The sequence below is a fragment of the Pseudonocardia sp. genome, from assembly GCF_050246655.1.
GTDB lineage: Bacteria > Actinomycetota > Actinomycetes > Mycobacteriales > Pseudonocardiaceae > Pseudonocardia.
Genome location: NZ_JBFWVQ010000025.1, coordinates 14,476 through 40,754, shown reverse-complemented (window position 1 = coordinate 40,754; position 26,279 = coordinate 14,476). Strand labels below are relative to the sequence as shown.

Here is a 26,279-nt window from a genome sequence, read left to right as displayed (position 1 = left end):
ATGATCGAAAAGCCTTGTTGATCAGCACAACGTCGTTCTCGACGGGGGCACCCCGGTCAGCCGCCCAGCCGGGCCAGCACGCCCTCGCAGGACCGGACGATCACCCGGGCGGCCTCGGCCGTCGATCGGCTCGCCAGCGGGCTCTCCGCCCGCCGCCGCCAACGGCCCAGCGCGTCCAGGGCCGCGGCACGCAGCTCCGGGGCCGGCGCATCCGGCGGCAGCCCGAGGCGGGTGGCCACGGCGCCGCCGTCCCCGCCGAGAAGCCGCTCGGCCTCCTCCACCAGATCCTTCGGCAGCTTGACGACCTTGCTGCGCAGGTCCGACAGCAGCCGCAGCTCGGCGAACTCGTGGGCGCCCGCGAGGATCCGTTCCATCTCGGCCGCGAGGGGAGCGGCCTGGGGCCGGGGTTCGTTGCGCAGCACCAGATCGACGGCGATGAGGGCCGAGCGGGCCTTGAGGAGGTCCCGGCGCTCGGTGAACTGAGCGGCGAGGACGCCGCGCAGGTCGTCCAGGCCGCTGCGGCGCACCAGCTCGGCGGCGAGCTTGCCGGGATCGGCGACGCCCTGCCCGAGCAGCATCATCGACAACCGCAGCCCGAACAGGCCGAAGCGGTCCAGCAGGCGGGCCCGCGTCTCGCCGTCCGGCTGGTCGACGGCCTCGGGCCGGACGAACCTGTCCGCCGAGAGCAGCAGCCTGTCCAGCTGCTCGCCGGGGAGCTCGCGCAGCGCGACGAGCGCGAGGTACTCGTCCTGGCGCATCGTGCGGCCGGTGTGGGCGAGCAGGCCCGCGACGGCGACGACCGTCTGGCAGAGGCCACGCAGCTTCTCGTCGGTGCGGTAGCGGGTGGCGATCTTCCGCGCCGACTGCAGCGCGTCCACGCGACCCACGCCGATCTCGTCGGCCCGGGAGAGCACGGCGATCGTGTTCACCGGCGCCGCCCGCGCGACCCCGCGGTCGTGGAACGACTCGAGGAACCCGACGTCCGTGGCGTGCAGGTGGCGCATGAGGTAGAGGACGGCGTCGGCCTGTGTGGGAGCGTCCTCGGGGGTGAGGAAGCCCGCGGTGCGGGCGGAGACGTCGACCGACAGCGAGCCGATGCCCGGGGTGTCGATGAGCGTGGTCGTCCGCAGCGACGACGACGGCCAGGTGACGATGAGCCGGTCGACCTTCTCCGCGGGCACCCCGCCGAGCTCGATCGCCAGGCCCCGCTCGCTGCGGCGGATCCGCAGCTGGTGGGGTGTGCCGCCGTCCGCAGGGTAGAGGGTGACGGTGGGCGCGTGCCCGTCCTGGTACCAGGTGACGAGCCGGGTGCACTCGCCCGCGTCCGTTGCCGCGAGGTCCTCGCCGACCAGCGCGTTGAGCAGCGTGGACTTGCCGGCCTTCACCTTGCCCGCGATCGCGAGGCGCAGCGGCTCGTCGAAGCGGCCGAGGTGGTGGCGCAGCCAACCGGCCGCCTGGGGGCTGTCGGCGTAGACGTCGAGTGCGCGGCGCAGCAGCGCGCGCACGGCGAGGCCGAGCGAGGATTGCGTCATGCCGTGATGGCCAACCTCTTCGCACGGCCCGCGAGGCCGTCGACCCGCTCGATCTCCGCCTTCAGGTCCGCGATGCGCTTCTTGCGTTCGGCCTCGGTGGTGCGCAGCGCGCTCTGGGCGGCGTTGACCGAGTCCGTGATGGACGTGTGCAGTTCCTCGGCCACAGCGGTGTAGTGGTCGCGCAGCGCCCGCTGGGTGCGGCGCAGCATGTCGCGGGAGTCCTTCCCGACCTGGAACTGCACCTCGTCGATGTGCTTGCGCACCGCGACCTTGACGTCGTTCTGGCGGCGCTGCTTCTCCCGCTTCTTGTCGTCGACGACCTGCTTGCGCCCGAGGGCGAGGGCCGCGGCCCCCGCCGCGAACGGGGCGATCGCGCCGAGGCCCACGATCGTCAGCGGGAACAGGACCATCAGCCCACCCATGTAGCCGCCGCGGAAGACGCTGATCCCCCGGTCGACCTTCTTCGTCGCCTGCGTCTCCGGGCGGGCGAGGGCCTCGATGCGCGGCGGGCCGGAGCCGTCCGGCATGACCTTCAGCTCGGGCAGGACGGTGCCGCCCTCGGAGGCGAAGTGATCCGCGACGACCTCGGCCAGCCAGTGTGCGCGCTCCGTGGCCCACTGGAAGTTGGCCCCGGCCGCGGTGGCGATCTCCTTGTGCAGCCAGGCCGCGTACTGGTCCCACACGTCGGCCGGGTCGGCGTCGTCGGCGAGGGCCTCGGCGTCGCGCAGGATGCTGCGCATGCGGTCGCGCAGGTCGTGGTCGATGTCCGAGACGAGATCGGCGATGCCGTCGTTGAGCGTGATCTGCCAGCGCGCGGACCGCTCCTTGAGCCGAGCGGCCCGGTCCTTCGCGACCTCCAGCTCGCTGACGAGCCGTTGCACCTGCTCGGGGTTCTCCTGGGCCAGCAGCTCGGCGGACATGGTGGTGCTGAGCTGCTCGCACACCCCCAGGACGTCCTGGCGGGCGGAGTTGCGGTCCAGCCGGTCCGACTGCGCGACGATCTCGTCGCGCAGGTACGTGACCAGCGCGGGGAAGCCGGACTCGACGTTGAGGTCGTTGTCCTTGTCCTGGAGCGCCTGCAGCCGCAGCGTCGACGACACCTCGAACAGCGGGGCCTGCACGCCGGCCTTCGTCAGGTGCCCGCGGTCGATCTCGGCGATCCGGCGCCACTGCGGGTACAGGTCGGTCTTCGTCAGCACCCCGGCCACGTTCGGGCACAGCCGCATCGCGGCGTCGAGGAAGTCCAGCTCGGCCTTCGTGTACTCCTGCGCGGCGTCCGACACCAGCAGGACGGCGTCCGCGTTGGCCAGCGCCGCCATCGTGGCCGCGCCGTGGGCCGAGCCGAGCCCACCGACGCCGGGGGTGTCGATGAGGACGAGGCCGCCCTGCAGGATCTTGCGCGGCAGCCCCACCTCGACGTAGGTGAGGCGCTGGTTGTTGCCCGGGTTGCCCGCCTCGGAGACGTGGTCGCGCAGCTTCGCGATCGGCACCTCGGTGCGCTGCGCCGGGCGTTCGCGGTCGGCGTCCGAGGCGTCCAGCGGCACCGGAGACTCCCGCACCAGCACCGCCGAGGGCTTCTCCGCGTACCGGACGGCGGTGGGCACGGCCGTCGCGATGTCGTCGTCGACCGGGCACACCTGTGCCGCGGCCAGCGCGTTCACCAGCTGGCTCTTGCCCTGCTTGAACTCGCCGACGACGAGCACGCGCACTGCCGGGTCGCCCAGCCGCCTGCGCGTCTGCCGCAGCCGGTGCGCCAGATCCGGCCTGCCGTACGCGTCGGTGGCCTTCAGCGCCAGTTCGACGAGCTGGATCGCGTCGGGCACTGCCACGCCGAGGCCCCCTTCCGCGGGCGGTGCGCGCCCGGTTGCGCGCCGGACCTCCACGATAGGACGTGCGGCGATCGCCCTGACCAGGACCCGCACACGGACGACGGCCCGTGCCCCCGGATCCTTCACCCGGGGGCACGGGCCGTCACGCTCGTGCGGGCTCGCTACGGGTCGATCAGAACTGGATGTTCACGTCGTTGGTGTTGCCGGCGTTGCCACCGTCGCCGCCGTCGCCGCCGTCGCTGACGCCCGACACCGAGGACGCGGCCGAGCTGTCGCCACCGGCACCGCCGTCACCACCGGCGCCACCGTCACCGCCGTCGCCGAGGCCGAGGAACGGGTCCCCGTCGATCCCGTCGCCGCCGGCACCGCCGTCGTCACCGGCACCACCCGCGCCACCGTCACCGGCGTTGGCGTCGGAGTCGATGTCCTGGTTCGAGGCGCCGCCCGCGCCACCGTCGGCGGAGTTGTCGCCGGTGTTGGTGATGTCCACGTCGGCGTTCTGCTGGCGGTTGTCCACGTCGCCGTCGCCGAAGTTGAAGTTGGTGGCGGCCTGGCCGTCGCCGTCGACCTCGGTGGAGACGTCACCGGTGACGGCGTTGCCGTCCGAGTCGACCACGTTGCGGTCGCCGGTAACGATGTTGGAGTCGTCGACGTCCGAGTCGCGGATCAGGACGCCACCGTCGTCGGCGACGTTGGTGCTGTTGTCGATGTCGATGTCCTGGTTGACGTCGCCACCGGCGATGATCTGCTGGTTGAAGGAGTTGTCGGTGATGTTGTTGATCGTCGTGTACTGCTGGTAGGTGTTGACCTCCCGGACGATGTACTCCTTCAGCGACTCCTTGTCACCGCCGTGCGGCGGGTTCGACGGGTGGTAGTCGGTGTCGATGTCGTACTTGCGGCTGAAGTCGGCACTGAAGTACGTGTTCCACGAGTCCGAGATGTCGTCGATGGAGCAGCCGTGCGACTCGGCGAAGTCCTCGAGGTCGGCGAGGTCGGCGTTCGGGTTGGCCTTGAGATACGCCATCAGGTCGTCGAGGAGCTGGGCGAGGGACTGGGCGTTGAGGGTGTCGGCCATGGTGATCGTCTCCTGTGTGTGCTTCGGTCTGCTTCCTGCGGCCTGCGGTTCGTGCGTCCCGCAGTTCGTCGATGCCGAGAAAGTTAGGGCCTCACCGACCCCGGGTCATCGGGGATGGACCAGAGTTCACCTTCCGGCCCCCGGGGGCCTTGCGGGTCCTCCCGGATTAGGGGGTACGGGGATCGCTCGGGGGAGCGCGATCGTCCGGACGCACCCACGACGAACAAGGGGTGTGCAGCATGCTGCACACCCCCCGTGGGTCGTCAAGCGGCCTGCGGTGCCGTCGCGAGCGCTCAGTGGAACGAGGCGTCGTCCCCGGCCGTGCCGTGCGGGTGCGAGCCCGGGTCGTGGTGATCGCCGGAGGGATCGCCGTCGAGCCCGGGCTGCAGGTCGACGTCCGGGTCGTCGCCCAGGTCGAAGGGGTCGTCGAGGTCCACGTCGGACGTCGCGTCGTGGTCGGTGACCTCGTCGGGCGCGGGATGTGTGCCGTCCGGCGCACCGTCCGGCGATCCGCCGCCATCGGCACCTCCCAGGCCGAACGTGACGACGTCGTCGGGCCCCGCGTCGGGGAGGTCGGAGTCCGACGGGTCCGGCAGGTCCGGGCCGCCGGTCTCGAACGGGTCCCCGTGCAGGTCGGGGGCACCGAACCCGCCGTAGGAGACGACGTCGACGGTCCCGTCGCCCACCTGCTGCGCCCACCCCTCCAGCCAGCGGGCGGCGGCATCGGCATCCGGCCCGTCAGGGAGGCCCGGCGGCAGCTCGGCGGCCTCCCCGTAGCCGGTGGTGACGTTGTCCAGGAACAGCGGCAGCAGGTCCGTGACCTGCGCGATCGTGAAACCGTGGGCCTGCGCGATCCCGGCGGCGTCGCCGGGCGCGCCCAGGACCAGCCGGGTCACCTCCCACATCGACGCGGCCATGACCCCGTCCTCCTCCGCTCGCGGCCGGGCACCTTCCCAGCGTGTCGTCGTACGAATCTACGGACCGGCGGCGTTCACGCCATCGGGGAACGGACCGCGCGGACCCACTAGGGGATTGGGGGGTGCGGGCCGGGCCCGAACCCCCACGCGGCAGCATGTGGCCGACGCCCGGCCCCGGAGGAACCGCCATGACCTACCAGCTCGGGATCGACCTGGGGACCACCTTCACCGCGGCCGCCGTGGTCCGTGGCCCCGGACAGCAGCCGGAGGTCGTCACCCTCGGCACGCGCAACGCCACGATCCCCTCCGTGCTCTTCCTCGGCGCGGACGGCACCACCCTCGTGGGTGAGGCCGCCGAGCGGCGAGCCGTCACGGACCCGGACCGGGTGGTCCGCGAGTTCAAGCGCCGCATCGGCGACCCGACGCCGCTGGTCGTCGGCGGGCGCCCCTGGGCACCGCAGGACCTGTCGGCCCAGCTCGTGCGCTGGGTGGTGGACCGGGTGGCCGAGCGCGAGGGCGGGCCCGCCGCCCGGACCGCGCTCACCCACCCCGCCGCGTGGGGCCGGCACAAGCTGGACCTGCTCGCCGACGCGTTCGGCCGCCAGGGACTGCAGGTCACGTTCCTGCCCGAGCCGTCGGCGGCGGCCGTCGCCTATGCGGCCAACCAGCGCGTCGAGCCGGAGTCGACGATCGCCGTCTACGACCTCGGCGGCGGGACGTTCGACGCGGCCGTCGTGCGCAAGACGGGCACCGGCGCCGGCTTCGACCTCCTCGGGCGCCCCGAGGGCATCGAGCGGCTCGGCGGCATCGACTTCGACCAGGTCGTCTTCGACCACGTCCGCGAGGGCCTGCCGGGTGCCTTCGACGATCTCGACGACACCGACCCCGAGGTGCTCTCCGCCGTCGCCCGGATCCGCCGCGAGTGCACCGAGGCGAAAGAGGCCCTGTCCAGCGACACCGAGACCACGATCCAGGTGCTGCTGCCCGGCACCCGCGGCACGGTCCGGATGCACCGAAGCGAGTTCGAGAACCGGATCGGCGCACAGATCGGGGCGACGGTCGCCGCGCTGGGCCGGGCCGTCGCCTCGGCCGGGCTGGCGCCGCAGGGGCTCACGGCGGTGCTCCTGGTGGGCGGTTCGTCGCGGATCCCGCTGGTGTCGCAGATGGTGTCCGAGCAGTTCGACCGGCCCGTCGCCGTCGACGCCGACCCGAAGAACGCCATCGCCAAGGGCGCGGCGATCGCGGTGTCGCCGCAGCCTCCGGCACCCGGACGGATCGCCGCGAGCGGCGCCGCGGGGGGACGGGGCGCGGGGAGCCGGCCGCGGGGAGGGTTCGGCGCGGCGGGCGCCGCGGGCGCCGCAGCTGCGGCGGGGGCCGCGGGCGCTGCGGCAGCCGGTGGCGCCGCCGGTTCCGGCGGGCAGGCCTTCGGCCGCAGCGGCGCGGCGGGCCACGCCGGCGGCCAGGGCGCCCCGCCCCGCCCGCCGCACGGGCGCCTCCCCGGCGCGCCCGGCACGCCGCCGGGCGGGTCGGCCTCGGCGCCACCCGGGCCGCGCACGCCGCCCCCGATCCGGCCGCCCGAGGGGGGTTTCGGCTCCTCGGCACGCGGCACGGGCACGCCACCGGGCGGCACGCGCCGGCTCCCGCCGTCGGCCACGCCGTCCGCCACACCCTCGACACCTCCCCGGCGGGCGGCAGCGCCCGTATCCCACGACGTCGGCTACGACGAGCCGCCGCGCCGCCGCACCCAGACCGGCGTCTACGTCGGGATCGGCGCGCTGGTCGCGCTCGTCGTCGTGATCGTCGCGCTGCTCGCCCGCGGCGGGATCGAGAACCCGGGTACCGCCTCCGAGGACGTCCCGCCCGCCACCCAGACCTCGTCCGCCCCGGCCACCCGCCCGACGACCGACCGCAACCCCGGCGGCGTTGCGACGACCACCCGCCCGCCCGTGACGTCGACCCCGCCACCGACGACGACCAGCGCCGAGCCCGAACCGACGACCACCACGCCGGAGCCCGAGCCGACGACCACACCGCCCGAACCGACGGCCACGGAGACCGCCGCACCCTGACGGCCACCTCCGTTTCGTTCACGACACCGGCCAACCCGCGGAGCAGGATGATCCGCATGACCTGGGACGACGTGCTCGCGATCGTGGCCGACCTGCCGGAGGTCGAGGAGTCGACCTGGTTCCACACCCCGGCGTTGAAGGTGCGCGGGAAGGGGTTCGCGCGGCTGCGCACCGAGGCAGAGGGGCTCCTGGTCGTGATGTGCGACCTGGACGAGAAGGAGGCGCTGCTCGCCTCCGGCGATCCCGCGTTCACCACCACACCGCACTACGACGGCTACGGCGCGATCCTCGTCGACCTGGACCGCGTGGACCGCGGCCACCTCACCGAGCTGCTCACCGAGGCGTGGCGACGCAAGGCACCTGTCCGGCTGCGGAAGGCGTTCGACGGGGCATGATCGGCCCATGACGACGTTCGTGCTCGTCCACGGCGCGTGGAGCGGGGCCCACAGCTACCGCAGGGTCCGGCCGCTGCTGGCCCGCCACGGCCACGAGGTGTTCACGCCGTGCCTCACCGGGCTCGGCGAGCGGGCGCACCTGGTGAGCCCCCAGGTGGGCCTCGCGACGCACGTCGAGGACGTCGTCAACGTGGTGGTGTACGAGGACCTGCGCGACATCGTGCTCGTCGGGCACTCCTACGGCGGCGCTGTGGTCACCAGCGCCGTGGAGCGCATCGGGGAGCGGGTACGCCACCTCGTCTACCTGGACGCGTTCGTGCCCCGCGACGGCGAGTCCGTGTGGGGAATGCTGGGCCTGCCGCCGGGCGAGACGGCCGCCGTCGCCCCCGGGGAATGGCTCGTCCCGCCTGCACCGCGCGAGTACGCCACCCCGGAGGAGACGGCCTGGGCCACCCCGCGGCGGCGCCCCCACCCGGTGCGCACGCTGCGCGACCCCATCCGGCTCTCGCGACCGCTGGCCGAGCACGCTTTCGGGCTCACCTACGTGAAGGCGACCGACGACGGCCGCGACGCCGTGGGCGGGCACGCGTTCTGGGACGCCGCCGAGCTCGCCCGCGACGATCCCCGCTGGAGCTACCGCGAGATCCCGACGAACCACATGGTCCAGCACAACGCCCCCGAGGCGCTGGTGGAGATCCTGCTCAGCCTGGCCTGAGGGCCCGCGCGGCGGCCTCGACCCGATCCCGGTGGCCGGTGTCGGCGGGAGCGTTCGGGTCGCCAGGATGGCGGCCCGCGGCGCCGTCCACCAGCTCCCGGACGGCGTCGGCGTGCCCGGCGTGGCGGTGGGTCTCGGCGACGACGTGCACGAGGACCTGGCCGAGCGTCACGTGCCGTCGGGGTTCGGGCCAGTGCGGCACCTCGCCGCGCGCGTCCAGGCCGAGCGCCTCGATGGTGGCGTCGGCGTGGGCCCACACCCGCCGGTAGAGCGCGACGAGGTCGTCGCGGGACTCCCCGGGCCGCGCCCACATGTCGTCCTCGGGCTGCGCGTCGTCGGCGAACCAGGGCAGGTGCTCGGGGAAGGGGCGGCCGAAGGTCGACCCGAAGTAGCCGGCCTCGACGCCCGCGAGGTGCTTGACCAGGCCCACCAGGTTCGTGCCCGACGGCAGCAGCGGTCGGCGCGCGTCGTACTCGGACAGGCCGTCGAGCTTCCAGACGACGGCCTCCCGGCCTGCGCGCAGCGCCGCGTGCAGGTGCGCCTTCACGTCCATCCGGCCAGGCTGCCACCGGTCTGCGTGCCGCGGAAATCCGCCTGCACCCGCGGCCCCGGCTCGCGCATGATCGCAGGCATGCGCGTCGAGTTCCGGAAGCGGCCCGGCGGCGGGACGCTCGCCACCGTCGACCGCCCCGACGGCGTGCAGCTCCTGCTGACCTCCTACGACCGCGCGAGCGCGGTCCCCCACGATCTCGCGCACTTCGTCACGGAGCGGGCACTCGGCCTGGAGCGCGGGCTGTGGGGCAGCATCGCGGCGGGGGCGGAGTTCGGCAGCCTCACCGTCCTCGCGGGCCGACGCCGTCACGACGCCGCGGCCCGCTCGCAGGCGATCCGGCACGAGCACGCTGCCGACCTGGGGCTCGCCGAGATCCTCGTCGGGGCCGTGCAGCACGGCGTCGCGTCGGGGGACGCGGCGGGCCACGTCCGGCGAGCGTGGGCGAGTGTGCGGGAGACGCCGTGCCCGTTCCCGGCTTCGCGGTGCGACAGGGCGGCCGACGAGCTCCGGCGGCTCTCGGCGGAGCTCGCCAGGACGGGGCAGCTGAGCCTGGAGTGGCCGGCGGGCGGGCGGGGTTCCGGCGGCGGGCGCCCGCACGGCACGGGGCGTCGCCGGTCGCGCTGACCTGCCCGCCGAGCATGCACCCGGTCACCTGGGCACCGGACTCGGTGCACACTCGCCGCCACGGCCGGTCGTCAGGCCGGGCCGCCGCCGAAGCCGATCTCGTTGCCGTCGGAATCCCGGAAGACCACCTTGCGCACGCCGTTCTCGTAGGTCTCGCGCTCCACCGGCTCGATCCCGCGGGCCGCGATCGCGGCGACGCGCTCGTCCAGGTCCGGACGTACCAGGGCAGCGCGGCCGCGTAGTCGCGGACCCGGATACCGGCGAAGAGATGCAGTGCCACGATTACCCCTTCGCAGACCGGAAGCGAAGGCCGCGCGCGACCCGCTCGTCGCCCGGGATGCGGATGTCCAGCGGGTCGGCGGGATCGTCGGTCATGCGGTGACCCCCGGGCGCCGAACGAGCACGAGGGAGACGACCATCCCGATGACGGCGATCACCGTCACGGCGAGGTAGGCGGTGGCGTAGCCGACCACGGCGGCGTCGCGGGCCGGCGTCAGGTAGTCGGCAAAGGCCGGATCGAACTGGTTGGGGTGCAGGCCGGTCTGCTCGGCCGCCTCGATGTCGGCGCGCAAAGCCTGGTACTGGCTGTCCGTGAGGTCGGGAAGCGGTCCGCTGTCCACCCGTTCGTGGAGCTGACCGACGTAGGCCGCGTGGAACATCGCGTAGAGGACGGCGATGCCGATCGCGCCGCCACCCTGCTCGGCGGTCGCGGCCACGCCGGAGGCCTGGCCGTGGTCAGCCTCGGGTATCGAGTCGAGACTGACGGGATCGTTGACCGTCAGGATGAGCGCGAGCCCGATGCCGTAGAGCAGTAGGCCCGGCAGGATCGCCGGATAACTGTGCAGAAGCGCACCACCGGCGAGCGCGACGCCGGCGAGCGCGAGAACACCGAACCCGAGCGCCAGCGGCGGCCGGCCCCCGGCACGGTCGTACCAGCGTCCCGCCAACGGTGCCAGGAGGATCATCGGAAGGGTGGCGGGGGCCAAGGCGACACCGGCCAGTGCCGGACTCATCCCCAGGTTCAGGATCAGCAGCAGAGGAAAGATCACGCCGAGGCCCATCTCGGCCATCCCGGCGAGCGCTTGGCTGATCGTTGCCCCCAAACGGGGCGCCCCGCACTTCCACGCCGCCGTCCGGGGCACCATCCCGCGCGCGGAGCTGCGGGCAATCGCCGCCGCCACCTACCACGGCGTCTACTGGCCCGCGCACGACGAGATCCGCTACACCGGGGATCGGATGCCGCGCTGGGACGACCACCAGGACGGGTTCGTCGACCCCGACACCCGCGAACCGCTCCCGACGTTCGACGAGGCCACCGACCCCGAGATCCTCACCGCACCCACCCACGTCGTGCGGTTCGGGACACAGGTGCACGTCAAGGGCATCCTCGGCGGCACCGAAGAAGCCGGCCGCCACACCGGCTACCTCACCAAGTACCTCACCAAGAGCGTCAGCCACGCCGCCGGCCTCGACCAGGACGCCACCGACCGGCAGCGCGAACACCACCGCCGCCTCACCGCGGAGCTGCGGGTGACCCCGTGCTCGCCGCGCTGCCCGGTGTGGCTGCTCTACGGCATCCAACCCCGCGGCGCGCGGCTCTCGACCACGCCGGGGGTGTGCAAGGGCAAGGCGCACAAGCCCGAACACCTCGGCATCGCCGGACGCCGCGTCCTCGTCTCGCGGAAGTGGTCGAACAAGACGTTGGACGACCACCGCGCCGAGCGGGCGGCGTTCGTTCGGCAACTGCTGCAGAAGGCCGGGGTGAGACCCGGCTACGCCATCGACGACGGCCCCTTCGAATGGGAACGCACCCAACCCGGCGACACCGACGTCCCCAGCAGACCCGCCCTGCTGCTGCACGCCATCGCGGAGAGACAGCGCTGGAAGGCCGACTACGACGCCGCCCAGCAGCTCGTCACCGACGGAGCGGACCGTTCGGCAACTCACGATCACGCGGCTTGAGGGGGAGAGATGACCACCAGATACCTGACGGTCGCCGAGGCGGCCGAGCACCTGAACACGTCCGTCCGCTTCGTCCGCAGGCTCGTCGCGGAACGACGGATCGCCTTCCACCACGTCGGCCGGCACGTGCGCATCGCCGTTTCCGACCTGGACGCCTTCGTCCGGGCAGGTCGGGTCGAGCCGATCGTCATCCGCGCCCACCGCGGCTACAGGGCGGCGTCCTGATGGCGCGCGAGTTCGGCAACGTGCGCAAGCTGCCGTCGGGCAGGTGGCAGGCCCGCTACCACGGCCCGGATGGACAGCGACGTTCCGCGCCGTACACCTTCGACACGAAGACCGCCGCGATGCGCTGGCTCCGGCTCACCGAGGCCGAGGTCATGCGAGGGGAGTGGACCGACCCCGACCGGGCTCGCGTGCCGCTGCACGACTACGCGGAGCAGTGGATCCGCGAGCGTCCCGGCCTGCGCCCGCGGACGGTGGAGCTGTACGGCTGGCTGCTCGGCAAGCACATCGTCCCGCACCTGGGCGACGTCGAGCTGGGGAAGCTCTCGACCGCGCTCGTCCGACGGTGGCGGGCCGATCTGCTCGCGGCCGGCGTCTCCGAGTCGATCGCGGCGAAGTCATACCGGCTGCTGCGAGCGGTGCTGAACACCGCGGCGGCGGAGGACCACATCATCCGGGCGAACCCGTGCCGGGTCAGGGGCGCGGACCGGGAGAAACCTGCAGAGCGGCCGACGCTGACCGTCGCTCAGGTCTTCGCGCTCGCCGATCGGATGCCACATCCGCGCTACCGCGTCCTCGTCCTACTCACGGCGTTCTGCTCGCTGCGCTGGGGTGAGGTCTCGGCGCTGCGCCGATGTGACATCGCCGATGACGGGAGCTGGGTGCGGGTCACCGTCGCGCACACAGAGGTGGCCGGCCGAGGGATCGTCGTCGGTCCGCCGAAGTCCCGAGCGGGTCTCCGCACGATCGTCGTCCCTGAGGCCATCCGCGCCGAGCTCGTACAGCACCTGCGAGGGAGGGTCGGGCCGGCTCCGTCCGCGCTCGTGTTCACCGGCGACCAGGGCCGCGCGATACGCCGGAGCAACTTCAGCCAGCGTGTGAAGTGGACCGAGACCGTGAAGAAGATCGGCGTTCCCGGACTGCACTTCCACGACCTCCGACACGCGGGCAACGTGTGGGCGGCGCAGACGAGGGTCAGCACTCGCGACCTCATGGCGCGGATGGGCCACGACGACATGCGCGCCGCGCTGATCTACCAGCGGGCCACGCAGGAGGCGGCCGAGCGGATCGCCCGCGGGCTCTCGGACCTCGCCGACCAGCACCGCAACCCCGACGGCACCGACGACGACCCGGACGACGATGGGGCAACCGGCGCGCTCGTCCCGGCCGGTTGAGGGCACACAGAGGGCACGACAAGCGAATGGATCACGGAACGACGAAGGCCCAGGACCGGCGGATCATGCCGCTGACCTGGGCTTTTACGTGTGGAGCGGATGACGAGAATCGAACTCGCGTTCTCAGCTTGGGAAGCTGATGTTCTACCATTGAACTACATCCGCAGTGCGTGTCCGGAGCCTAGCATCTCCACCGCCCCTGCGATCAGCGGCCGATACCCTGCCGCCGAACAGCCCCTTACCGGTCAGTAGGGTCCAGGATCTGGGACCCTTCCTCGACGCCCGCGCGACGCCCGGTCGAGACTGGGCCGCGCCGACCAGAACCCCGGCTGCTAAGGATCTTCATCCGATGACCGAGTACGACCCCGTCCGGGGTTCGCTCCCGGTTCCCGAACACGACGACGACGTGCTGCTCATCGCGGGATGTCGCGCCGAGGTCGCGCGCCTCGCGCCGGTCGCCACGGCGTTCGCCATCGCGAACCGGATCCACCCGCTCACCGTCGCGACCGGGGACAACCCGATGGCGGTGCACGAGGCGTTCGAGGATCTCGGCACGCCCGCGGACGTCACGGTGCTGCTCACGAGACCGCCCGGGGTCGATCCGGCGGCGATCGTGGCGACGCTGACACCCCGCCTGGACGAGTTGCTGGTGGACCTGGACCCGTCGGCGATCATGGTGCACGGCGGCGGCATGACGGCGCTGGTGGCGGCGCAGGTCGCGTTCTGGCGGCAGATCCCGGTCGTGCACCTGCAGGCGGGCGTGGCGAGCGACGACCTGCTGTGCCCGTTCCCGCAGGAGGCGAACCGGCGGGTGATCGGGCAGCTCGCGTCGCTGTTCCTCACCACGGGCGGGGCGGCCCTCGGCTCGCCGATCGGGCCGAACACGATCCCGGTCGGCGACACGATGACGTCCAACCCGCCGTCGGAGGACATGCGGTTCGCGCCGGTGCTGCGGCGGGTGCGCGAGGGTGCGTCGCGGCTGGTGACCGTGGCGCTGGACCGGACGGACTCCCTCGGGGTCCTGGCGAGCCTGCCGGAGCTCCTGGACCGCGAACCGGCCGTCGAGGTCGTGCTCTTCGGTGAGCTCGGCGCGCACGGGGCCGCGCATTCGCTGGCCCTCCACGAACGCGCCGTCGTGGCGCGCGACGTCCCGTTCCCGGAGCTGATCGGGCTGCTCGCGGCGAGCACCGTGATCGTGTCGGACGACCTCGAGACGGTGGCGGACGCGCCCGGTTTCGGGACGCCCGCGGTCTTCGTGGACGGGAACCGGGTGGCGGAGCTCGGTGACTCGATCCGCAGCATCGGAAGCCCGTCCGTCCTCGCGACGGTGCGGCAGCTGCTCGCCGGCCCCGACGAGCCCACCGAGCCCGTGGACGGGCTGGCGGCGGCCAGGGCCGAGCAGGCGGTGGCGTGGATGTTCGGTCTTGCGGACACCCCCATCCTCGGTGCGGACATCGACCTGCCCGCCCCCCGTGAGCCGCTCGAGGAACCCCTCGAGTACCCCCGCGGGCACGACGTTCGCCCGGACGCCTAGGGTCCGGGGGGTGCTGCTGTCCGACGGCGACCTGCGCAAGGAGATCGAGTCCGGTCGGCTGGTCCTGGATCCGTGGGACACGGCGATGCTCCAGCCGTCCAGCATCGACGTTCGGCTGGACCGCTTCTTCCGCGTGTTCCAGAACTCCCGCTACACCCACATCGATCCCCGCGAGCAGCAGGACGAGCTGACCTCGCTCATCGAGGCGGCGGGCGAGGAGCCTTTCGTGCTGCACCCGGGCGAGTTCGTGCTCGGGTCGACGTTCGAGTCGGTGGGGTTGCCGGACGACCTGGCGGGGCGGCTGGAGGGCAAGGCCTTGGCGGTCGACACCCCGATCCCGACGCCGGCGGGCTGGCGTTCGATGGGCGAGCTGCGGGTCGGCGACCACGTGTTCGGGATGGACGGCGAGCCGGTGACGGTCGTCGCCGCCACCGAGGTGATGTTCGGCAGGCCGTGCTACGAGGTGGGTTTCTCGGACGGCTGGTCGATCGTGGCCGATGCGGAGCACCGGTGGCTCACGACGACCACGAGCGCGCGGAAGCGTGGGCGGCCCCCCGCGGTCGTCACCACCACGGAGATCGCCGCGAGCCTGCGCGTCGGGCAGGAGTGGAACCACCGGATCGCGCTGGCCGAGCCGGTCCGCTACCCGGCGCAGGAGCTGCCGGTCGACCCGTACACCCTCGGGGTGTGGCTCGGCGACGGCACCAGCGCAGCGGCCGAGGTCACCTGCGGCGAGGGTGACGAGCGGATCCTCGACGAGATCCGGGCCGACGGCTCCCTCCCGAGCGCGCTCCCGCTCGGCGTGCTCGGCGACACGCACGTCCCCGCCGTCTACCTGCGCAGTTCGGTACCGCAGCGGCTCGCCCTCCTGCAGGGGCTGATGGACTCCGACGGGCACGTCGACGAGTCCGGCCGGTGCGAGTTCGTCACCGTCCGGGAGTGCCTGGCGGACGCGGTGGTCGAGCTCGCCGCAGGCCTCGGGCTGCGCCCGACCAAGCGCAAGACGAACCTCACCTTCCAAGGCCTCGACCAGGGCGTGGCTTACCAGGTGACGTTCGCCCCGTGGCATCCCGTCTTCCGGCTGCGGCGCAAGCTCGCCCGGATGACGGCCGGGCACCACCACCGCCACCGCCACCGCGCGATCGTGGACGTCCGGCCCGTACCGACGCGCGCCGTCCGGTGCATCCAGGTCGACGCCGCCGACGGCATGTTCCTGGCCGGCCCGACGTTCGTACCCACGCACAACTCCTCGCTCGGCCGGTTGGGCCTGCTCACCCACTCGACGGCCGGCTTCATCGATCCCGGTTTCGCCGGCCACATCACGCTGGAGCTGTCGAACGTCGCGAACCTGCCGATCACCCTGTGGCCGGGGATGAAGATCGGGCAGCTGTGCCTGTTCCGGCTGTCCAACCCCGCCGAGCGGCCCTACGGCAGCGACGGCGTCGGCTCCCGCTACCAGGGGCAGCGTGGGCCGACACCGTCGCGGGCCTACCTCAACTTCCACCAGGCCGACACCCGGCGCTAGCCGGCGACGGTGTCCTCGCCGCGGGCGGCGGCGATGTGCTTGGCCGTGTCGAGGTAGTGGCGGAAGCGCACGACCTTGCCGGCGTCGTCGAACGTCCAGAGGTGCAGTTCCTCCTCGGCGAACCGGCCGCCGTTCGGCAGCGTGAAGCCCGCCCGGACCTCGGCGACCACCTGCCGCCCGGTGCCGATCACGTCCAGGACGGCGAACTCCTCCGGCGTCCACTCCGCGAGCAGAGCGAAGAACTCGGCGACCTCGGCGGGCCCGCGACGTCGCTTCATGTGCGCCACGCCGGCGTTCTGGGCGGAATTGTCGGCCCAGTCCTCCCACGTCACGTCGTCGGCGAGCGCATCGAGGATCGCGGCGAGGTCGCCGCGCGCGAACGCCTCGTAGATCGCGACGATGGTGGCGGCGTTCGTGCTGGTCAGAGTGGTCATGGCGGCAAGGATGAGGGCCCCGGCCGGCCGGCCACATCGGTTGTTCGACCTACGGCACCAGCCGGTGCTCCATCGCGAACACGGCGGCCCCGGCACGGGTGCGCCGCCCGGTCTTGTCGTAGACGTGGGCCAGGTGGTGGCCGACGGTCCGCTCGGAGACGCCCAGGCAGGCGGCGATCTCGCGGTTCGTGAGCCCGCGGGCGGCGTGGCGCAGGACGTCGACCTCGCGGTCGGTGAGGCCGGCGGGCCAGGCGGCGCGCGGTCGTGGCAGCCCGGCGCCCTCGACGACGGCGGCGCAGGCGGCCGGATCGAGACGGCCGGCGGCGGCCTCCGCGTCGAGCAGGGCCGCCGCGTCCGGCACGGTCCGGGCGGGGCGATGGGCACGGGTCTCGGTGGCGGCCGCGAACACGTCGGCAGCCGCGAGCAGGCGCGCGGCGAACGGCAGGTCCGTGGACCGGACGCCCCGGTGGTAGCCGGATCCGTCGCAGCGCTCGTGGTGCCCGGCCGCGATCTCGGCGAACGGGGCGAGGCCGGGGCAGCGGCGCAGGATGCGTTCGGTCCAGTAGGGGTGCAGTCGGACGCGTTCCAGGTCGGCGGCGCCGAGCGGGCCCGGGCTGTCCCAGATCCGGCTGGACACGGCGGCGCGGCCCAGGTCGTGCAGGAGCGCGGCGCAGCGCAGCGTCGAGCGCTCGGCGGCGGTGAGCCCGGCGAGGGCCGCTGCGGCGTCCGCGACCGCAGCGACGTGCGCCGAATGACCCGCGAGGTGCAGCCCCTTGAGGTCGACGACGACGGCGAGCGCCGCGCACAGCTCCTCCAGGTCGCCCGCCCCGACCCGGGCACCCGGGCCCGGCTCCGCATCGACGACGGCCGCGACGAGATCCGGTGCGGCGAGCCCCGCGAGCACGGCGTCGGCGTCCGCGACGAACGCGGCGGCCAGCGCCGGGTCCAGATGCCCTCCGGCGCGGCGGTGCACCTCGGCGACCGCTCCCGCGACCCCGCCGTCCGCGTGGGCGAAGACGGCCTGCTCCGCGACGTGGACGATCCGCGCCACCGGCGAGATCTGCTCACCGCGACGGCCGCTCGGGATGCCGAGGCCGTCCCAACGCTCGTAGACGTCGTCCAGCGCGTCGACAGCACGCACCGGGAGCCCGATCCGCGTCCCCAGCGCACGGCTGACCTCGCAGCCCGCCGCCGCGGCCCGCGGCCCCTCGGTCGGGGCTATCTCCACGAACCGCCGAGCCAGCTCGGCGGCCCGGGCACCGGCCCAGCTGCCGAACTGCGCGAGCTGGGGCCCGAACACCGCCGGGTCGCCGGGGTCGAGTCGCTTGAGCACCGCCTGGAACGCCGTGTCGTCGACGAACAGCGCCGCGTTCTCCGGCGCGTGCGCCGTGCACCCGACCGCGCGTAGCAGCGACGCGTGGAAGGCGGCCGTCCGGTCCGCCTCGTCCAGGCCGAGCACGCCGGCGAACGCCGTGGCGACCACGCACGTGCGCAGGCCCTTCTCCACCGGCACGCCGGAGGCGAGGTCGGTGGTCAGCGACAACGCGGCGAACACCTCCGCGACCCTGATCGACGCCACGCGCGGATCCTAGAGCCGCCCACCCGGCGGACCTCGTGGTCGGCGGGGCCTGTCAGTAGCATCGGCACATGCTCGATCCGGACCGCCTGGATCTCGACGAGCTGTGCTTCGCCCGCGACGACCGCACCGTCGGCATCACCTGGTGGATCGACCCCGCAACCGGCGAGCTGCTGGCGCGCGGGATCGACACCGAGCACGACCACGTCCCGGACGGCTGGATCGAGATCACGCCCACCGAGCCGTCGGAGGGCTACCGCGACATGGCCGACTTCGTCGCCACCGTCTCGCATCCGCGCGCGTCGGACCTGCTCGAACGGGCCATCGCCGGGCGCGGCGCGTTCCGCCGGTTCAAGAACACGCTGCACGAGTTCCCCGAGCTGCGCGACCGCTGGTTCCGGTTCCGGGACGCGCGGTCGCGTCGCCACGCGCTACGCTGGCTCGCCGATCGCGGCCTGATCACCGCCGAGGCCGGCGAGGCCGCGTGCGCGCACCACGCGGACCCGGTCACGGAGGACGGGGACGTCGCCGGCAGCGTCGTCGCGGACCTGCGGGAGCTCTACGGCGACCGGCTGCGGCAGGTGCTCATGTTCGGCCCCCGTGCGCACGGCGAGAGCGGCCCGGAGACCGACGTCGAGCTGCTCGTGGTGCTGCGTGACGTCGAGTGCCCGTGGTCCGAGCTGGCGCGCATGGACGAGGTGCTGTGGCGGCACACCGAGCGCACCGGCGTCACGGTCGCGGCGCTGCCGGTGAGCCGCGCCGAGTTCGGCCAGCCCACGACGCCCGCGGTGCTGCGGGCCCGGTCGGAGGCAGTGCGGGTGGGATGACGATGACACCACTCCACGAGGCGCACCGGTGAGCCCCGCGCTGGACCGCGCCCGAGCCGACCTCTCCGCCGCCGAGCTGCTCGTCGGCGCGGGGTTCGCCCCCCAGGCCGTGGCGTGCGCGTTCCGGGCCTCCCGCCACGCCGCGGACGCCGCCCTGCTCGCGATCGGGGAGACCCGCTCCACCGATGCCGCCACCGTCGGCGCGTTCGTCCAGCGGGTCGTGCGCCAGCGCGGCCTGGACCCGAAGGCCGGGCAGCTCCTGCGTTCGCTGCACAACCGGGCGCTGCTCGCGAACCTCTCCTACGACCCCGTGCCCCCGGACGAGGCGGGCGCGGCCGTCCGGGACGCGACGGCCGTCGTGGACGCGGTGGAAGCGTGGCTGGAGGAGCCGGTGCGGACGGCGAACGGGCACGTCACGCGGCGCGCGGCGCCCGTGCCTCCCAAGGAGCGGCCGGCGCGGCGACGACGCTGAGCGCGGTGCGCCGGTGGGTTGCCGGAGCTCGGGCAGGCGGACGGGACCGGGCCGGGGGCCGCTTCGCCGCGCCCGCGCGAACGGCCCATATGGGAACTCTGATTTCCCGTTCGTGCCGTTCGCGCGATCGGGGTTGCCGGTTCGTGCCGTTCGCGCCGCACCCCGCGCCCCCGCACCCCGCGCCCCTGCCCGCGAGCCGGTCAGACGACGACGTTCACCAGCCGCCCGGGCACGAAGATCACCTTCCGCGGCTCCTTGCCCGCCAGTGCCGCCACGACCTTCTCGTCGGCCAGCGCCGCCGCCTCGACGTCGCCCGGGCCGGCGTCGGCGGCCACGGTGATCCGCGAGCGCACCTTGCCGTTGATCTGGATCGGGTACTCGACCGTCTCCGCGACCAGCCACTGCTCGTCCGCCACCGGGAACGGGCCGTAGGCCAGAGACTCCGCGTGACCCAGCTTCGCCCACAGCTCCTCGGCGATGTGCGGGGTCAGCGGGGCCATCATCAGCACCAGCTGCTCGGCGACCGACCGGGGCACCCCGCCGCCCGGGTACTCCTTCGTCAGGTGGTTGTTCAGCTCGATCAGCTTCGCCGCGGCCGTGTTGTAGTGCAGCGCCTGGAAGTCCGCGTGCACGCCGGCGATCGCCCGGTGCAGCGCCCGCATCGTCTCCGGGCCGGGCTCGACGTCGGTGACCTGCACCTCGCCGGTCTGCTCGTCGATCAGGTTGCGCCACACCCGCTGCAGGAACCGCTGCGATCCGACGACGTCGCGGGTCGCCCACGGGCGCGAGACGTCCATCGGCCCGGTCGACATCTCGTACAGGCGGAACGTGTCGGCGCCGTAGCGGTCGCACATCTCGTCCGGGGTCACCACGTTGCGCAGCGACTTGCCCATCTTCCCGTACTCACGGCGAACGGGTTCACCGTTCCACGTGAAACCAACGCCACCCTCCGCGGTGGTGACCTCGGTGACCTCCTCGGCCGGGACGTACACCCCGCGGGAGTCCGTGTAGGCGTAGGCCTGGATGTAGCCCTGGTTGAACAGGCGCCGGAACGGCTCCTCGGACGAGACGTACCCCAGGTCGTACAGGACCTTGTGCCAGAACCGGGCGTACAGCAGGTGCAGCACCGCGTGCTCGACGCCACCGACGTACAGGTCGACGCCACCCGGGTCGGTCGTCCCGGGCACCCCGCGGTCGGGATCGGGCCCCAGCCAGTACCGCTCGATCTCCGGGTCGACCATCTGCTCAGGGTTCTGCGGGTCCAGGTAGCGCAGGTAGTACCAGCACGAGCCGGCCCACTGCGGCATCGTGTTGGTCTCGCGCCGGTAGTGCCGCCGGCCCGCGCCCAGGTCCAGGTCGACGTCCACCCACTCGTGCGCGCGCGACAGCGGCGGCTCCGGCTCGGTGTTCGCGGCGTCCGGGTCGTAGGTCTTGGGCGAATAGTCGTCGACATCGGGCAGCTCGACGGGCAGCGCCGACTCGGGCAGCGCGACGGGCAGGCCCGCCGGGTCGTCGGTGAAGTCCCAGACGACCGGGAACGGCTCTCCCCAGTACCGCTGCCGCGAGAACAGCCAGTCCCGCAGTTTGTACTGCACCTTCGCCTGGCCGTCACCGCGCGCGACCAGCCAGTCCGTGATCGCGGCCTTGGCCTCCGCGACGCCCAGCCCGTTCAGGCTGATCTCGTCGTTGGCGGAGTTGATCGCCGTGCCCTCGCCGATGTACGCCTCGCCGTCCCAACCCTCCGGCGGCTGCACCGTCCGGACGATGGGCAGGCCGAACGCGGTGGCGAAGTCCCAGTCCCGCTGGTCCTGCCCCGGCACGGCCATGATCGCGCCCGTGCCGTAGCCCATCAGGACGTAGTCCGCGACGAACACCGGGATGCTCTGCCCGTCGACCGGGTTCACGGCGTACGCGCCGGTGAAGACGCCGGTCTTGTCCTTGTTCTCCTGGCGGTCCAGCTCGGACTTGCGCGCCGCAGCCGCCCGGTAGACCTCGACGGCCTCGGCCGGGCTGGCGGCGCCGCCCGTCCAGCGCGCGTCGGTGCCCTCCGGCCAGGTGGCCGGCGTGATCGCGGACGCCAGCGGGTGCTCGGGGGCCAGCACCATGTACGTGGCGCCGAACAGCGTGTCCGGGCGGGTGGTGAACACCTCGACCGGTTCGTGCCCCGGGACGGCGAACCGCACCTGCGCGCCCGTCGAGCGGCCGATCCAGTTGCGCTGCATGGCCTTGACCGAGTCCGGCCAGTCCAGCCGGTCCAGGTCGTCCGCCAGGCGGTCCGCGTACGCGGTGATCCGCATCATCCACTGCTTCAGGTTGCGCCGGAACACCGGGAAGTTGCCGCGCTCGCTCCGGCCGTCCGCGGTGACCTCCTCGTTCGCCAGCACCGTGCCCAGCCCGGGACACCAGTTGACGGCGGCCTCCGAGACGTAGGCCAAGCGGTAGGAGTCGATCACCCTCCGCTGCTCGACGGACGTCAGCTCGCACCAGCCGCGCCCGTCCGGGGTACGGCGGCGGTCCAGCGCGAACTCGCGCTCCAGCTCGGCGATCGGCCGGGCCCGGTGCTGCGTCTCGTCGTACCAGGAGCCGTAGATCTTCAGGAAGATCCACTGCGTCCACCGGTAGAACTCGACGTCCGTGGTGGCGACGCTGCGTCGCTCGTCGTGGGCCAGGCCCAGCTGGCGCAGCTGTGCCTTGTAGCGCTGGATGTTCTCCTCGGTGGTCTTGCGCGGGTGCGTGCCCGTCTGCACGGCGTACTGCTCGGCGGGCAGGCCGAACGCGTCGAAGCCCATCGCGTGCAGCACGTTGTGGCCGGTCATGCGCAGGTAGCGGCCCAGCACGTCCGTGCCGATGAAGCCCAGCGGGTGCCCGACGTGCAGGCCGGCGCCCGACGGGTACGGGAACATGTCCAGCAGGTAGACCTTCGCCGACGGGTCGGCCGTGCGCTCGGGATCGGCCCACGGGCCCACCGGGTTCGGCGTGTGGAAGGTCCCCTCGGACTCCCACAGGTCCTGCCAGCGCCGCTCGATCTCGGCGGCCAGCGCGGCGCCGTAGCGGAACGGCGGGACGCCCGGGGCGCCGGCGGAGTCGGTACCCGCGGCGCTCGGCGCGGTGCTGGTGTCGGTGCTCATGTCCGTTCCCTGGTTCGTGGAGGGTGGCTCCGAGAATGACGCCGAGACGAGAAAGCCCCTCCGCCGACCGGGGCGTGAGGGGCTACCGTGCCGGTCGAGCCGGGGGGCTCAGACCCGAACGGCCTCGAGGAGAAGTCGCGGATCCACGTGTCCAGGGTAACGCCGGGTCGTGGCGGGTCGCGACGGGGTTGGGCAGCGCCGCCGATGCCCCCGGCCGGTGCGGCCGCCGTCAGCAGGCCGCGCGTACGGCGGCGGCCCGCCGGGCGACGTCGCGGACCACCTGCTGCTCGTCGACCGTCTGCGCCACGCCGCCCCGGACGACGACCGAGCCACCGACGAGCACGGTGTCGACGTCGCTGCCGCGGGCGCTGTAGACGAGTGCGGCCAGGGGATCGTGCAGCGGCGTCATGTGCGGCCCGCGCGCGTCGACGAGGACGACGTCGGCGAGGAACCCGGGCGCGAGCATGCCGAGCCGGTCGCCGAGCCCGATCGCCGTGGCCCCGCCGTGCGTGGCCATCCGGAAGACCTCCTCGGCGACGACGACGTCGGCCCGCCGGCTCACCGCCTTCTGCAGCAACGCGGCGTACTTCATGTTCTCGATCATGTCCTGACCGTTGTTGCAGGCGGGCCCGTCGCAGCCGAGCCCGAGCGGCACCCCGGCGGCGCGCAGCGCGGGGACCGGGGCGACACCGGAGGCGAGCAGCATGTTGCTGGTCGGGTCGTGGATCACCGGCGAGCCCGCCTCGGCGATCAGCGCGATGTCGCGCTCGGACAGGTGCACGCAGTGGTTGAGCATCACCGCGGGCCCGAGCGACCCGACGTCCGCGAGCATCTCGACGTTGCTGCGGCCGGTGCGCTCGCGGACGAGGTCGTTGTACTCCGGGGTCTCCGCGGTGTGCAGGTGCAGCGGCATCCCGCGGTCGGCGGAGAGCTCCACCAGGTCGCGGAACGAGCCCTCGCTCGATCCCCACGGGATCAGCGGGCCCCCACCGATCCGCGTCCGGCCGTCGTTCGGCCAGCGGTCGTGCAGCTCGCTCACCCGCCGGACGATGTCGCCGCGGTCCTCGACGAAGCCGTCGAAGAAGGACTCGTCGTTGGTGCAGCGGAACAGCACCGACCGGATCCCCGAGTCGTCCAGGGCCTGCGCGGCGACCTGGTCGACCTCGGCGTCGTAGTGCGGGGAGAAGAACACCTCGCAGACGGTCGTGTTGCCCGCCTTGAGGTTCTCGACCGCACCGAGCGTCATGCTCAGGGCGTAGTCGCTCGGCTCCAGCCCGCGCATGACGGGGATCTGCGCCTCACCGAGCCAGTGCAGGAGGTCGCGGTCGGTCCCGAGCGACCGGCCGTAGATCATGCACAGGTGGGTGTGCGCGTTGACGAACCCGGGGATCACGAGCATCCCGGAGGCGTCGATCACCTCGTCGGCGCCGGGTGGGTCGCCCTCGCCGACCGCCGCGATGAGCCCGTCCTCGACGAGCAGCCAACCGGCCTCGATCGGCGGGCGGCCCGCCTCGCCGGTCAGGATCGTCCCGCCACGCAGCACCGTCGTCGCCATCGCGTCCCTCCTCAGGGAACCGCACGCTGCCGACCCCGGTGGCCCGCGGCAACGCTCCCGTCCGGCTGTGTCGGACGGGAGCCGGACGGTCATCCGAGCTGGACGGTCATGTCGACCTCGACGGCGAAGCCCAGGGGCAGGTTCTGCACGCCGATCGCGGTGCGGGCGTGCGGGCCACGCTCGCCGAAGACGGCGAGGAACAGGTCCGAGGCGCCGTTGACGACCTGCGGGATCTCCGTGAAGTCCGCCGTGCACGTCACGAAACCCCGGACCTGCACGACCTGGCGGACCGCGCCGAGCCCGCCGGTGGCGTCGTGGATCTGTGCGAGCAGGTTCAGCCCGCAGGACCGGGCCGCCTGGTAGGCCTCGTCCCGGGTGAGGGTGTCGCCGACCCGGCCGGTGAAGCCGTCGGCCCCCTGACCGGACAGGAACAGCAGGTCGCCCGCCCGCACCCAGCCGACGTAGTTGCCCGCCTTGGGGCGCAGCGGCGGGAGCTGCAGGCCCAGCGCTGCCAGCCGCTCGTACTCGACGCCGGTCATCGGCCGATCACCTCGGGCCCCCGCGGGACGGCGAACACCCGCCGGGCCGCGGTGGCCGGGGGTAGGCCGAGCGACGCCGCGATCCGGGCCATCGAGCCCGGCGCGTCGCGGACGTCGAACAGCTGGGTGCGCATCCCGATCGCCGCAGCGCCGTCGAGGTTCGCGGCGAGGTCGTCGACGAAGAGGCAGCGCCGCGGCTCCTCGCCCAGCGCCTGCGCGGCGGCGCGGAACGCCGCGGGATCGGGCTTCAGCACGCCGAGCACCGAGGCCTCCAGGATCGTGTCGAACTCGCGTAGCACCGGGAACCGGGCAGGCCAGTCCGGGCCGAACCAGTGCGACATGTCGTTGGTGAAGGCCGTCACGCGCATCCGCCCGCCGATGCGCCGCAGCAGCCCGGTCACCTCCTCGCGCACGACGGAGCAGTCGCGCCACAGCGCCCCGATGTCGAGCTCGGGATGGCGGGCCGCGAGCCGCGCCCAGTAGTCGCGCTCCTGCATCTCGCCCTTCTCGACCTTCGCGTAATCGGCGTCGGGACGCGCGGCGTCGGAGAAGGGCCCGGACGGGAAGGACGGGAACCGGACGCGTTCGAACAGCGTCGGGATGACGACGCCGCCCATGTCGAGCACGATCGTGGTGACCGCGGGCCGGGTGCGGCGCAACGCCTGGCGGCGCCGGGCCCGCGCGCCCCCCGGGGCCGGGTACGTCACCCGCCGGCCTCCGCGGGCACCACCGCAGGCCGGGCGGGCTCCGCCACCAGCGCCACGACGGCCGCGTCCACGGTGGCGTCGCCCGCGGCGGCGGCCGCGGCCTCGTCGGTCGCGACGAGGACCAGTACGCCGGGCCCGGCGTCGACGAGATCGACGGCGACCTCGCGGCGGTCGGAGTCGATCTCGGCGACCAGCACCAACCGGCGCCCGTCGTAGCTCGGGAGCTGGCGGTCCGACCACACCTGGCGCACGACGGTACCGAGCATCATGGCGAGCCGCCCGACTCCAGCGCCGCGATCCCGCTCTGCAGCCGCGCGCTCGTGCCGTTGTCGAGCAGGGCACCGGCCTCGGCGTGCGGCTTGGGGTAGACCTGGGCAGCGCGCAGCTCGCCGTACTGGCGGACGGCCTGCGAGCCGGCCTCGACCGCCGAGCGGACCGCGGCAAGGCTGCCCTGCACCGCGGCGGCGAGGTAGCCGCTGCTCACCCGCTCGACGGCGATCGTGCGCACGTCGGAGGTCTTCATCATCGCCTCGATGCCCGCGGTCAGGGCGACGACACCGCGGGTCTCGATGATGCCGATCGCCCGGTCCGTGGATGCCATGTCGTCCTCAGCTCCCGATGATCGTGACGTCGCCTGCGATCGCGAGGACCGGCTCGGCGGGACTCGCGAAGACGATCGACTTGACGTTGCGCCCGGAGATGGCCCTGGCCGTCTCCTCGCCGATCTCGACGGCCTCCTCGACCGTCGCGAGCTCGCCGGACACCGCCACCGCGACCAGCCCGCCGCCGAGCCGTACGGTGCCCCGGACGTCGACCTCGGTGGCCTTGGTCATCGCGTCGACCGCGTCGAAGATGGGTACGAAGCCCTCGGCCTCGATGAACCCCACCGCTGTACGGGCCACTGTCTCCTCCTG

25 protein-coding genes, 1 tRNA gene and 3 pseudogenes are annotated in these 26,279 nt (G+C 73.2%); 13 read left to right on the top strand and 16 right to left on the bottom strand.

All coding sequences use genetic code 11. The features are described from left to right. Positions 1 to 56: 56 nt before the first annotated feature. The 4 genes from AB7J25_RS11295 to AB7J25_RS11280 form a co-directional block, all read right to left on the bottom strand. Positions 57 to 1,532 (bottom strand): dynamin family protein, encoded by a 1,476-nt coding sequence (locus tag AB7J25_RS11295; protein WP_428507914.1) that lies wholly within the window; start codon positions 1,530 to 1,532, stop codon positions 57 to 59. After that, the gene (locus AB7J25_RS11290; protein ID WP_428507912.1) at positions 1,529 to 3,361 is read right to left on the bottom strand and encodes a dynamin family protein; all 1,833 of its coding nucleotides are present in this window, start codon (positions 3,359 to 3,361) and stop codon (positions 1,529 to 1,531) included. The genes AB7J25_RS11295 and AB7J25_RS11290 overlap by 4 nt, the downstream gene beginning before the upstream one ends. Positions 3,362 to 3,533: 172 nt before the next feature. After that, positions 3,534 to 4,436: a hypothetical protein gene (locus AB7J25_RS11285; RefSeq protein WP_428376258.1), complete on the bottom strand. Its 903-nt coding sequence runs from the start codon at positions 4,434 to 4,436 to the stop codon at positions 3,534 to 3,536. Between the two features lie 293 nt (positions 4,437 to 4,729). Beyond that, a complete protein-coding gene (locus tag AB7J25_RS11280) occupies positions 4,730 to 5,353 on the bottom strand; it encodes a hypothetical protein (protein ID WP_428507909.1) in 624 nt (207 codons plus the stop codon). A gap of 188 nt (positions 5,354 to 5,541) precedes the next feature. Between AB7J25_RS11280 and AB7J25_RS11275 the strand changes: the two genes are divergently transcribed. Genes AB7J25_RS11275 through AB7J25_RS11265 form a run of 3 tightly spaced genes read left to right on the top strand, consistent with a single transcriptional unit; the run spans position 5,542 to position 8,532 of the window. Further along, positions 5,542 to 7,422: an Hsp70 family protein gene (locus tag AB7J25_RS11275; RefSeq protein ID WP_428507907.1), complete on the top strand. Its 1,881-nt coding sequence runs from the start codon at positions 5,542 to 5,544 to the stop codon at positions 7,420 to 7,422. Positions 7,423 to 7,478: 56 nt separating this feature from the next. Next, positions 7,479 to 7,817, top strand: coding sequence for an MmcQ/YjbR family DNA-binding protein (locus AB7J25_RS11270; protein WP_428507905.1), 339 nt, complete (start codon positions 7,479 to 7,481; stop codon positions 7,815 to 7,817). Positions 7,818 to 7,824: 7 nt separating this feature from the next. Continuing rightward, a complete protein-coding gene (locus AB7J25_RS11265; protein ID WP_428507903.1) occupies positions 7,825 to 8,532 on the top strand; it encodes an alpha/beta fold hydrolase in 708 nt (235 codons plus the stop codon). On the opposite strand, the gene AB7J25_RS11260 is transcribed toward AB7J25_RS11265, so the two are convergent. Beyond that, positions 8,519 to 9,085 (bottom strand): DinB family protein, encoded by a 567-nt coding sequence (locus tag AB7J25_RS11260; RefSeq protein WP_428507901.1) that lies wholly within the window; start codon positions 9,083 to 9,085, stop codon positions 8,519 to 8,521. The two genes, AB7J25_RS11265 and AB7J25_RS11260, sit on opposite strands and share 14 nt — an antisense overlap. A 78-nt stretch (positions 9,086 to 9,163) precedes the next feature. Here AB7J25_RS11260 and AB7J25_RS11255 point away from each other — a divergent pair, with 78 nt between their 5' ends. Continuing rightward, on the top strand, positions 9,164 to 9,709 hold the full coding sequence (locus AB7J25_RS11255) for a hypothetical protein (protein ID WP_428507899.1): 546 nt from the start codon (positions 9,164 to 9,166) through the stop codon (positions 9,707 to 9,709). A 371-nt stretch (positions 9,710 to 10,080) separates the two neighbouring features. Here the strand turns inward: AB7J25_RS11255 and AB7J25_RS11250 are convergent, their stop codons facing one another. Further along, entirely contained in the window at positions 10,081 to 10,854 is a 774-nt protein-coding gene (locus AB7J25_RS11250) for an MFS transporter (protein ID WP_428507897.1), read from the bottom strand. Here AB7J25_RS11250 and AB7J25_RS11245 point away from each other — a divergent pair. Genes AB7J25_RS11245 through AB7J25_RS11235 form a run of 3 tightly spaced genes read left to right on the top strand, consistent with a single transcriptional unit; the run spans position 10,736 to position 13,068 of the window. Next, positions 10,736 to 11,671 (top strand): replication initiator, encoded by a 936-nt coding sequence (locus tag AB7J25_RS11245; RefSeq protein ID WP_428507940.1) that lies wholly within the window; start codon positions 10,736 to 10,738, stop codon positions 11,669 to 11,671. The genes AB7J25_RS11250 and AB7J25_RS11245 overlap by 119 nt on opposite strands. A 9-nt stretch (positions 11,672 to 11,680) precedes the next feature. Further along, on the top strand, positions 11,681 to 11,896 hold the full coding sequence (locus AB7J25_RS11240; protein WP_428507895.1) for a helix-turn-helix domain-containing protein: 216 nt from the start codon (positions 11,681 to 11,683) through the stop codon (positions 11,894 to 11,896). Beyond that, positions 11,896 to 13,068, top strand: a complete 1,173-nt coding sequence (locus AB7J25_RS11235) for a site-specific integrase (protein ID WP_428507893.1) — start codon at positions 11,896 to 11,898, stop codon at positions 13,066 to 13,068. Before AB7J25_RS11240 ends, AB7J25_RS11235 begins: the two co-directional genes overlap by 1 nt. 91 nt (positions 13,069 to 13,159) lie before the next feature. Here the strand turns inward: AB7J25_RS11235 and AB7J25_RS11230 are convergent. Beyond that, positions 13,160 to 13,233, bottom strand: a tRNA-Gly gene (locus tag AB7J25_RS11230). A 184-nt stretch (positions 13,234 to 13,417) separates the two neighbouring features. Here AB7J25_RS11230 and AB7J25_RS11225 point away from each other — a divergent pair. The 4 genes and pseudogenes from AB7J25_RS11225 to dcd form a co-directional block, all read left to right on the top strand. Beyond that, positions 13,418 to 14,602 (top strand): UDP-N-acetylglucosamine 2-epimerase, encoded by a 1,185-nt coding sequence (locus tag AB7J25_RS11225; protein ID WP_428507891.1) that lies wholly within the window; start codon positions 13,418 to 13,420, stop codon positions 14,600 to 14,602. A 10-nt stretch (positions 14,603 to 14,612) separates the two neighbouring features. Beyond that, positions 14,613 to 14,918, top strand: a pseudogene (locus tag AB7J25_RS11220) (dCTP deaminase); the annotation flags it as partial. Between the two features lie 45 nt (positions 14,919 to 14,963). After that, positions 14,964 to 15,596: pseudogene (locus AB7J25_RS11215) on the top strand (LAGLIDADG family homing endonuclease); the annotation flags it as partial. Between the two features lie 252 nt (positions 15,597 to 15,848). After that, positions 15,849 to 16,127, top strand: a pseudogene (gene dcd / locus AB7J25_RS11210) (dCTP deaminase); the annotation flags it as partial. Here dcd and AB7J25_RS11205 read toward each other — a convergent pair. Together AB7J25_RS11205 and AB7J25_RS11200 are read right to left on the bottom strand one after the other, a co-directional pair. Further along, positions 16,124 to 16,561, bottom strand: coding sequence for a nuclear transport factor 2 family protein (locus AB7J25_RS11205; protein ID WP_428507889.1), 438 nt, complete (start codon positions 16,559 to 16,561; stop codon positions 16,124 to 16,126). The pseudogene dcd and the gene AB7J25_RS11205 overlap by 4 nt on opposite strands. Positions 16,562 to 16,610: 49 nt before the next feature. Continuing rightward, positions 16,611 to 18,140, bottom strand: a complete 1,530-nt coding sequence (locus AB7J25_RS11200; RefSeq protein ID WP_428507887.1) for an HD domain-containing phosphohydrolase — start codon at positions 18,138 to 18,140, stop codon at positions 16,611 to 16,613. 68 nt (positions 18,141 to 18,208) lie between these two features. On the opposite strand from AB7J25_RS11200, the gene AB7J25_RS11195 reads away from it, so the two are divergent. Next, positions 18,209 to 18,964 (top strand): UPF0158 family protein, encoded by a 756-nt coding sequence (locus AB7J25_RS11195; protein WP_428507885.1) that lies wholly within the window; start codon positions 18,209 to 18,211, stop codon positions 18,962 to 18,964. Positions 18,965 to 18,992: 28 nt separating this feature from the next. Beyond that, complete coding sequence (locus AB7J25_RS11190; RefSeq protein WP_428507883.1) at positions 18,993 to 19,436, top strand: HEPN domain-containing protein; 444 nt, start codon at positions 18,993 to 18,995, stop codon at positions 19,434 to 19,436. Between the two features lie 200 nt (positions 19,437 to 19,636). On the opposite strand, the gene leuS is transcribed toward AB7J25_RS11190, so the two are convergent. The 7 genes from leuS to AB7J25_RS11155 form a co-directional block, all read right to left on the bottom strand. Continuing rightward, a complete protein-coding gene (gene leuS / locus AB7J25_RS11185) occupies positions 19,637 to 22,564 on the bottom strand; it encodes a leucine--tRNA ligase (protein ID WP_428507881.1) in 2,928 nt (975 codons plus the stop codon). Between the two features lie 229 nt (positions 22,565 to 22,793). After that, positions 22,794 to 24,119 carry an amidohydrolase family protein gene (locus tag AB7J25_RS11180; RefSeq protein WP_428507879.1) on the bottom strand — a complete coding sequence of 442 codons (1,326 nt, stop codon included), beginning with the start codon at positions 24,117 to 24,119 and terminating at the stop codon, positions 22,794 to 22,796. A gap of 89 nt (positions 24,120 to 24,208) precedes the next feature. Continuing rightward, positions 24,209 to 24,658, bottom strand: a complete 450-nt coding sequence (locus AB7J25_RS11175; protein WP_428507877.1) for a RidA family protein — start codon at positions 24,656 to 24,658, stop codon at positions 24,209 to 24,211. Further along, complete coding sequence (locus tag AB7J25_RS11170) at positions 24,655 to 25,365, bottom strand: HAD-IA family hydrolase (protein ID WP_428507875.1); 711 nt, start codon at positions 25,363 to 25,365, stop codon at positions 24,655 to 24,657. Before AB7J25_RS11170 ends, AB7J25_RS11175 begins: the two co-directional genes overlap by 4 nt. Next, positions 25,362 to 25,634 (bottom strand): EutN/CcmL family microcompartment protein, encoded by a 273-nt coding sequence (locus AB7J25_RS11165; RefSeq protein ID WP_428507874.1) that lies wholly within the window; start codon positions 25,632 to 25,634, stop codon positions 25,362 to 25,364. Before AB7J25_RS11165 ends, AB7J25_RS11170 begins: the two co-directional genes overlap by 4 nt. Then, positions 25,631 to 25,966: a BMC domain-containing protein gene (locus tag AB7J25_RS11160; RefSeq protein WP_428507872.1), complete on the bottom strand. Its 336-nt coding sequence runs from the start codon at positions 25,964 to 25,966 to the stop codon at positions 25,631 to 25,633. Before AB7J25_RS11160 ends, AB7J25_RS11165 begins: the two co-directional genes overlap by 4 nt. A gap of 7 nt (positions 25,967 to 25,973) precedes the next feature. Continuing rightward, positions 25,974 to 26,267 carry a BMC domain-containing protein gene (locus tag AB7J25_RS11155; RefSeq protein ID WP_428507870.1) on the bottom strand — a complete coding sequence of 98 codons (294 nt, stop codon included), beginning with the start codon at positions 26,265 to 26,267 and terminating at the stop codon, positions 25,974 to 25,976. Positions 26,268 to 26,279 lie beyond the last annotated feature (12 nt).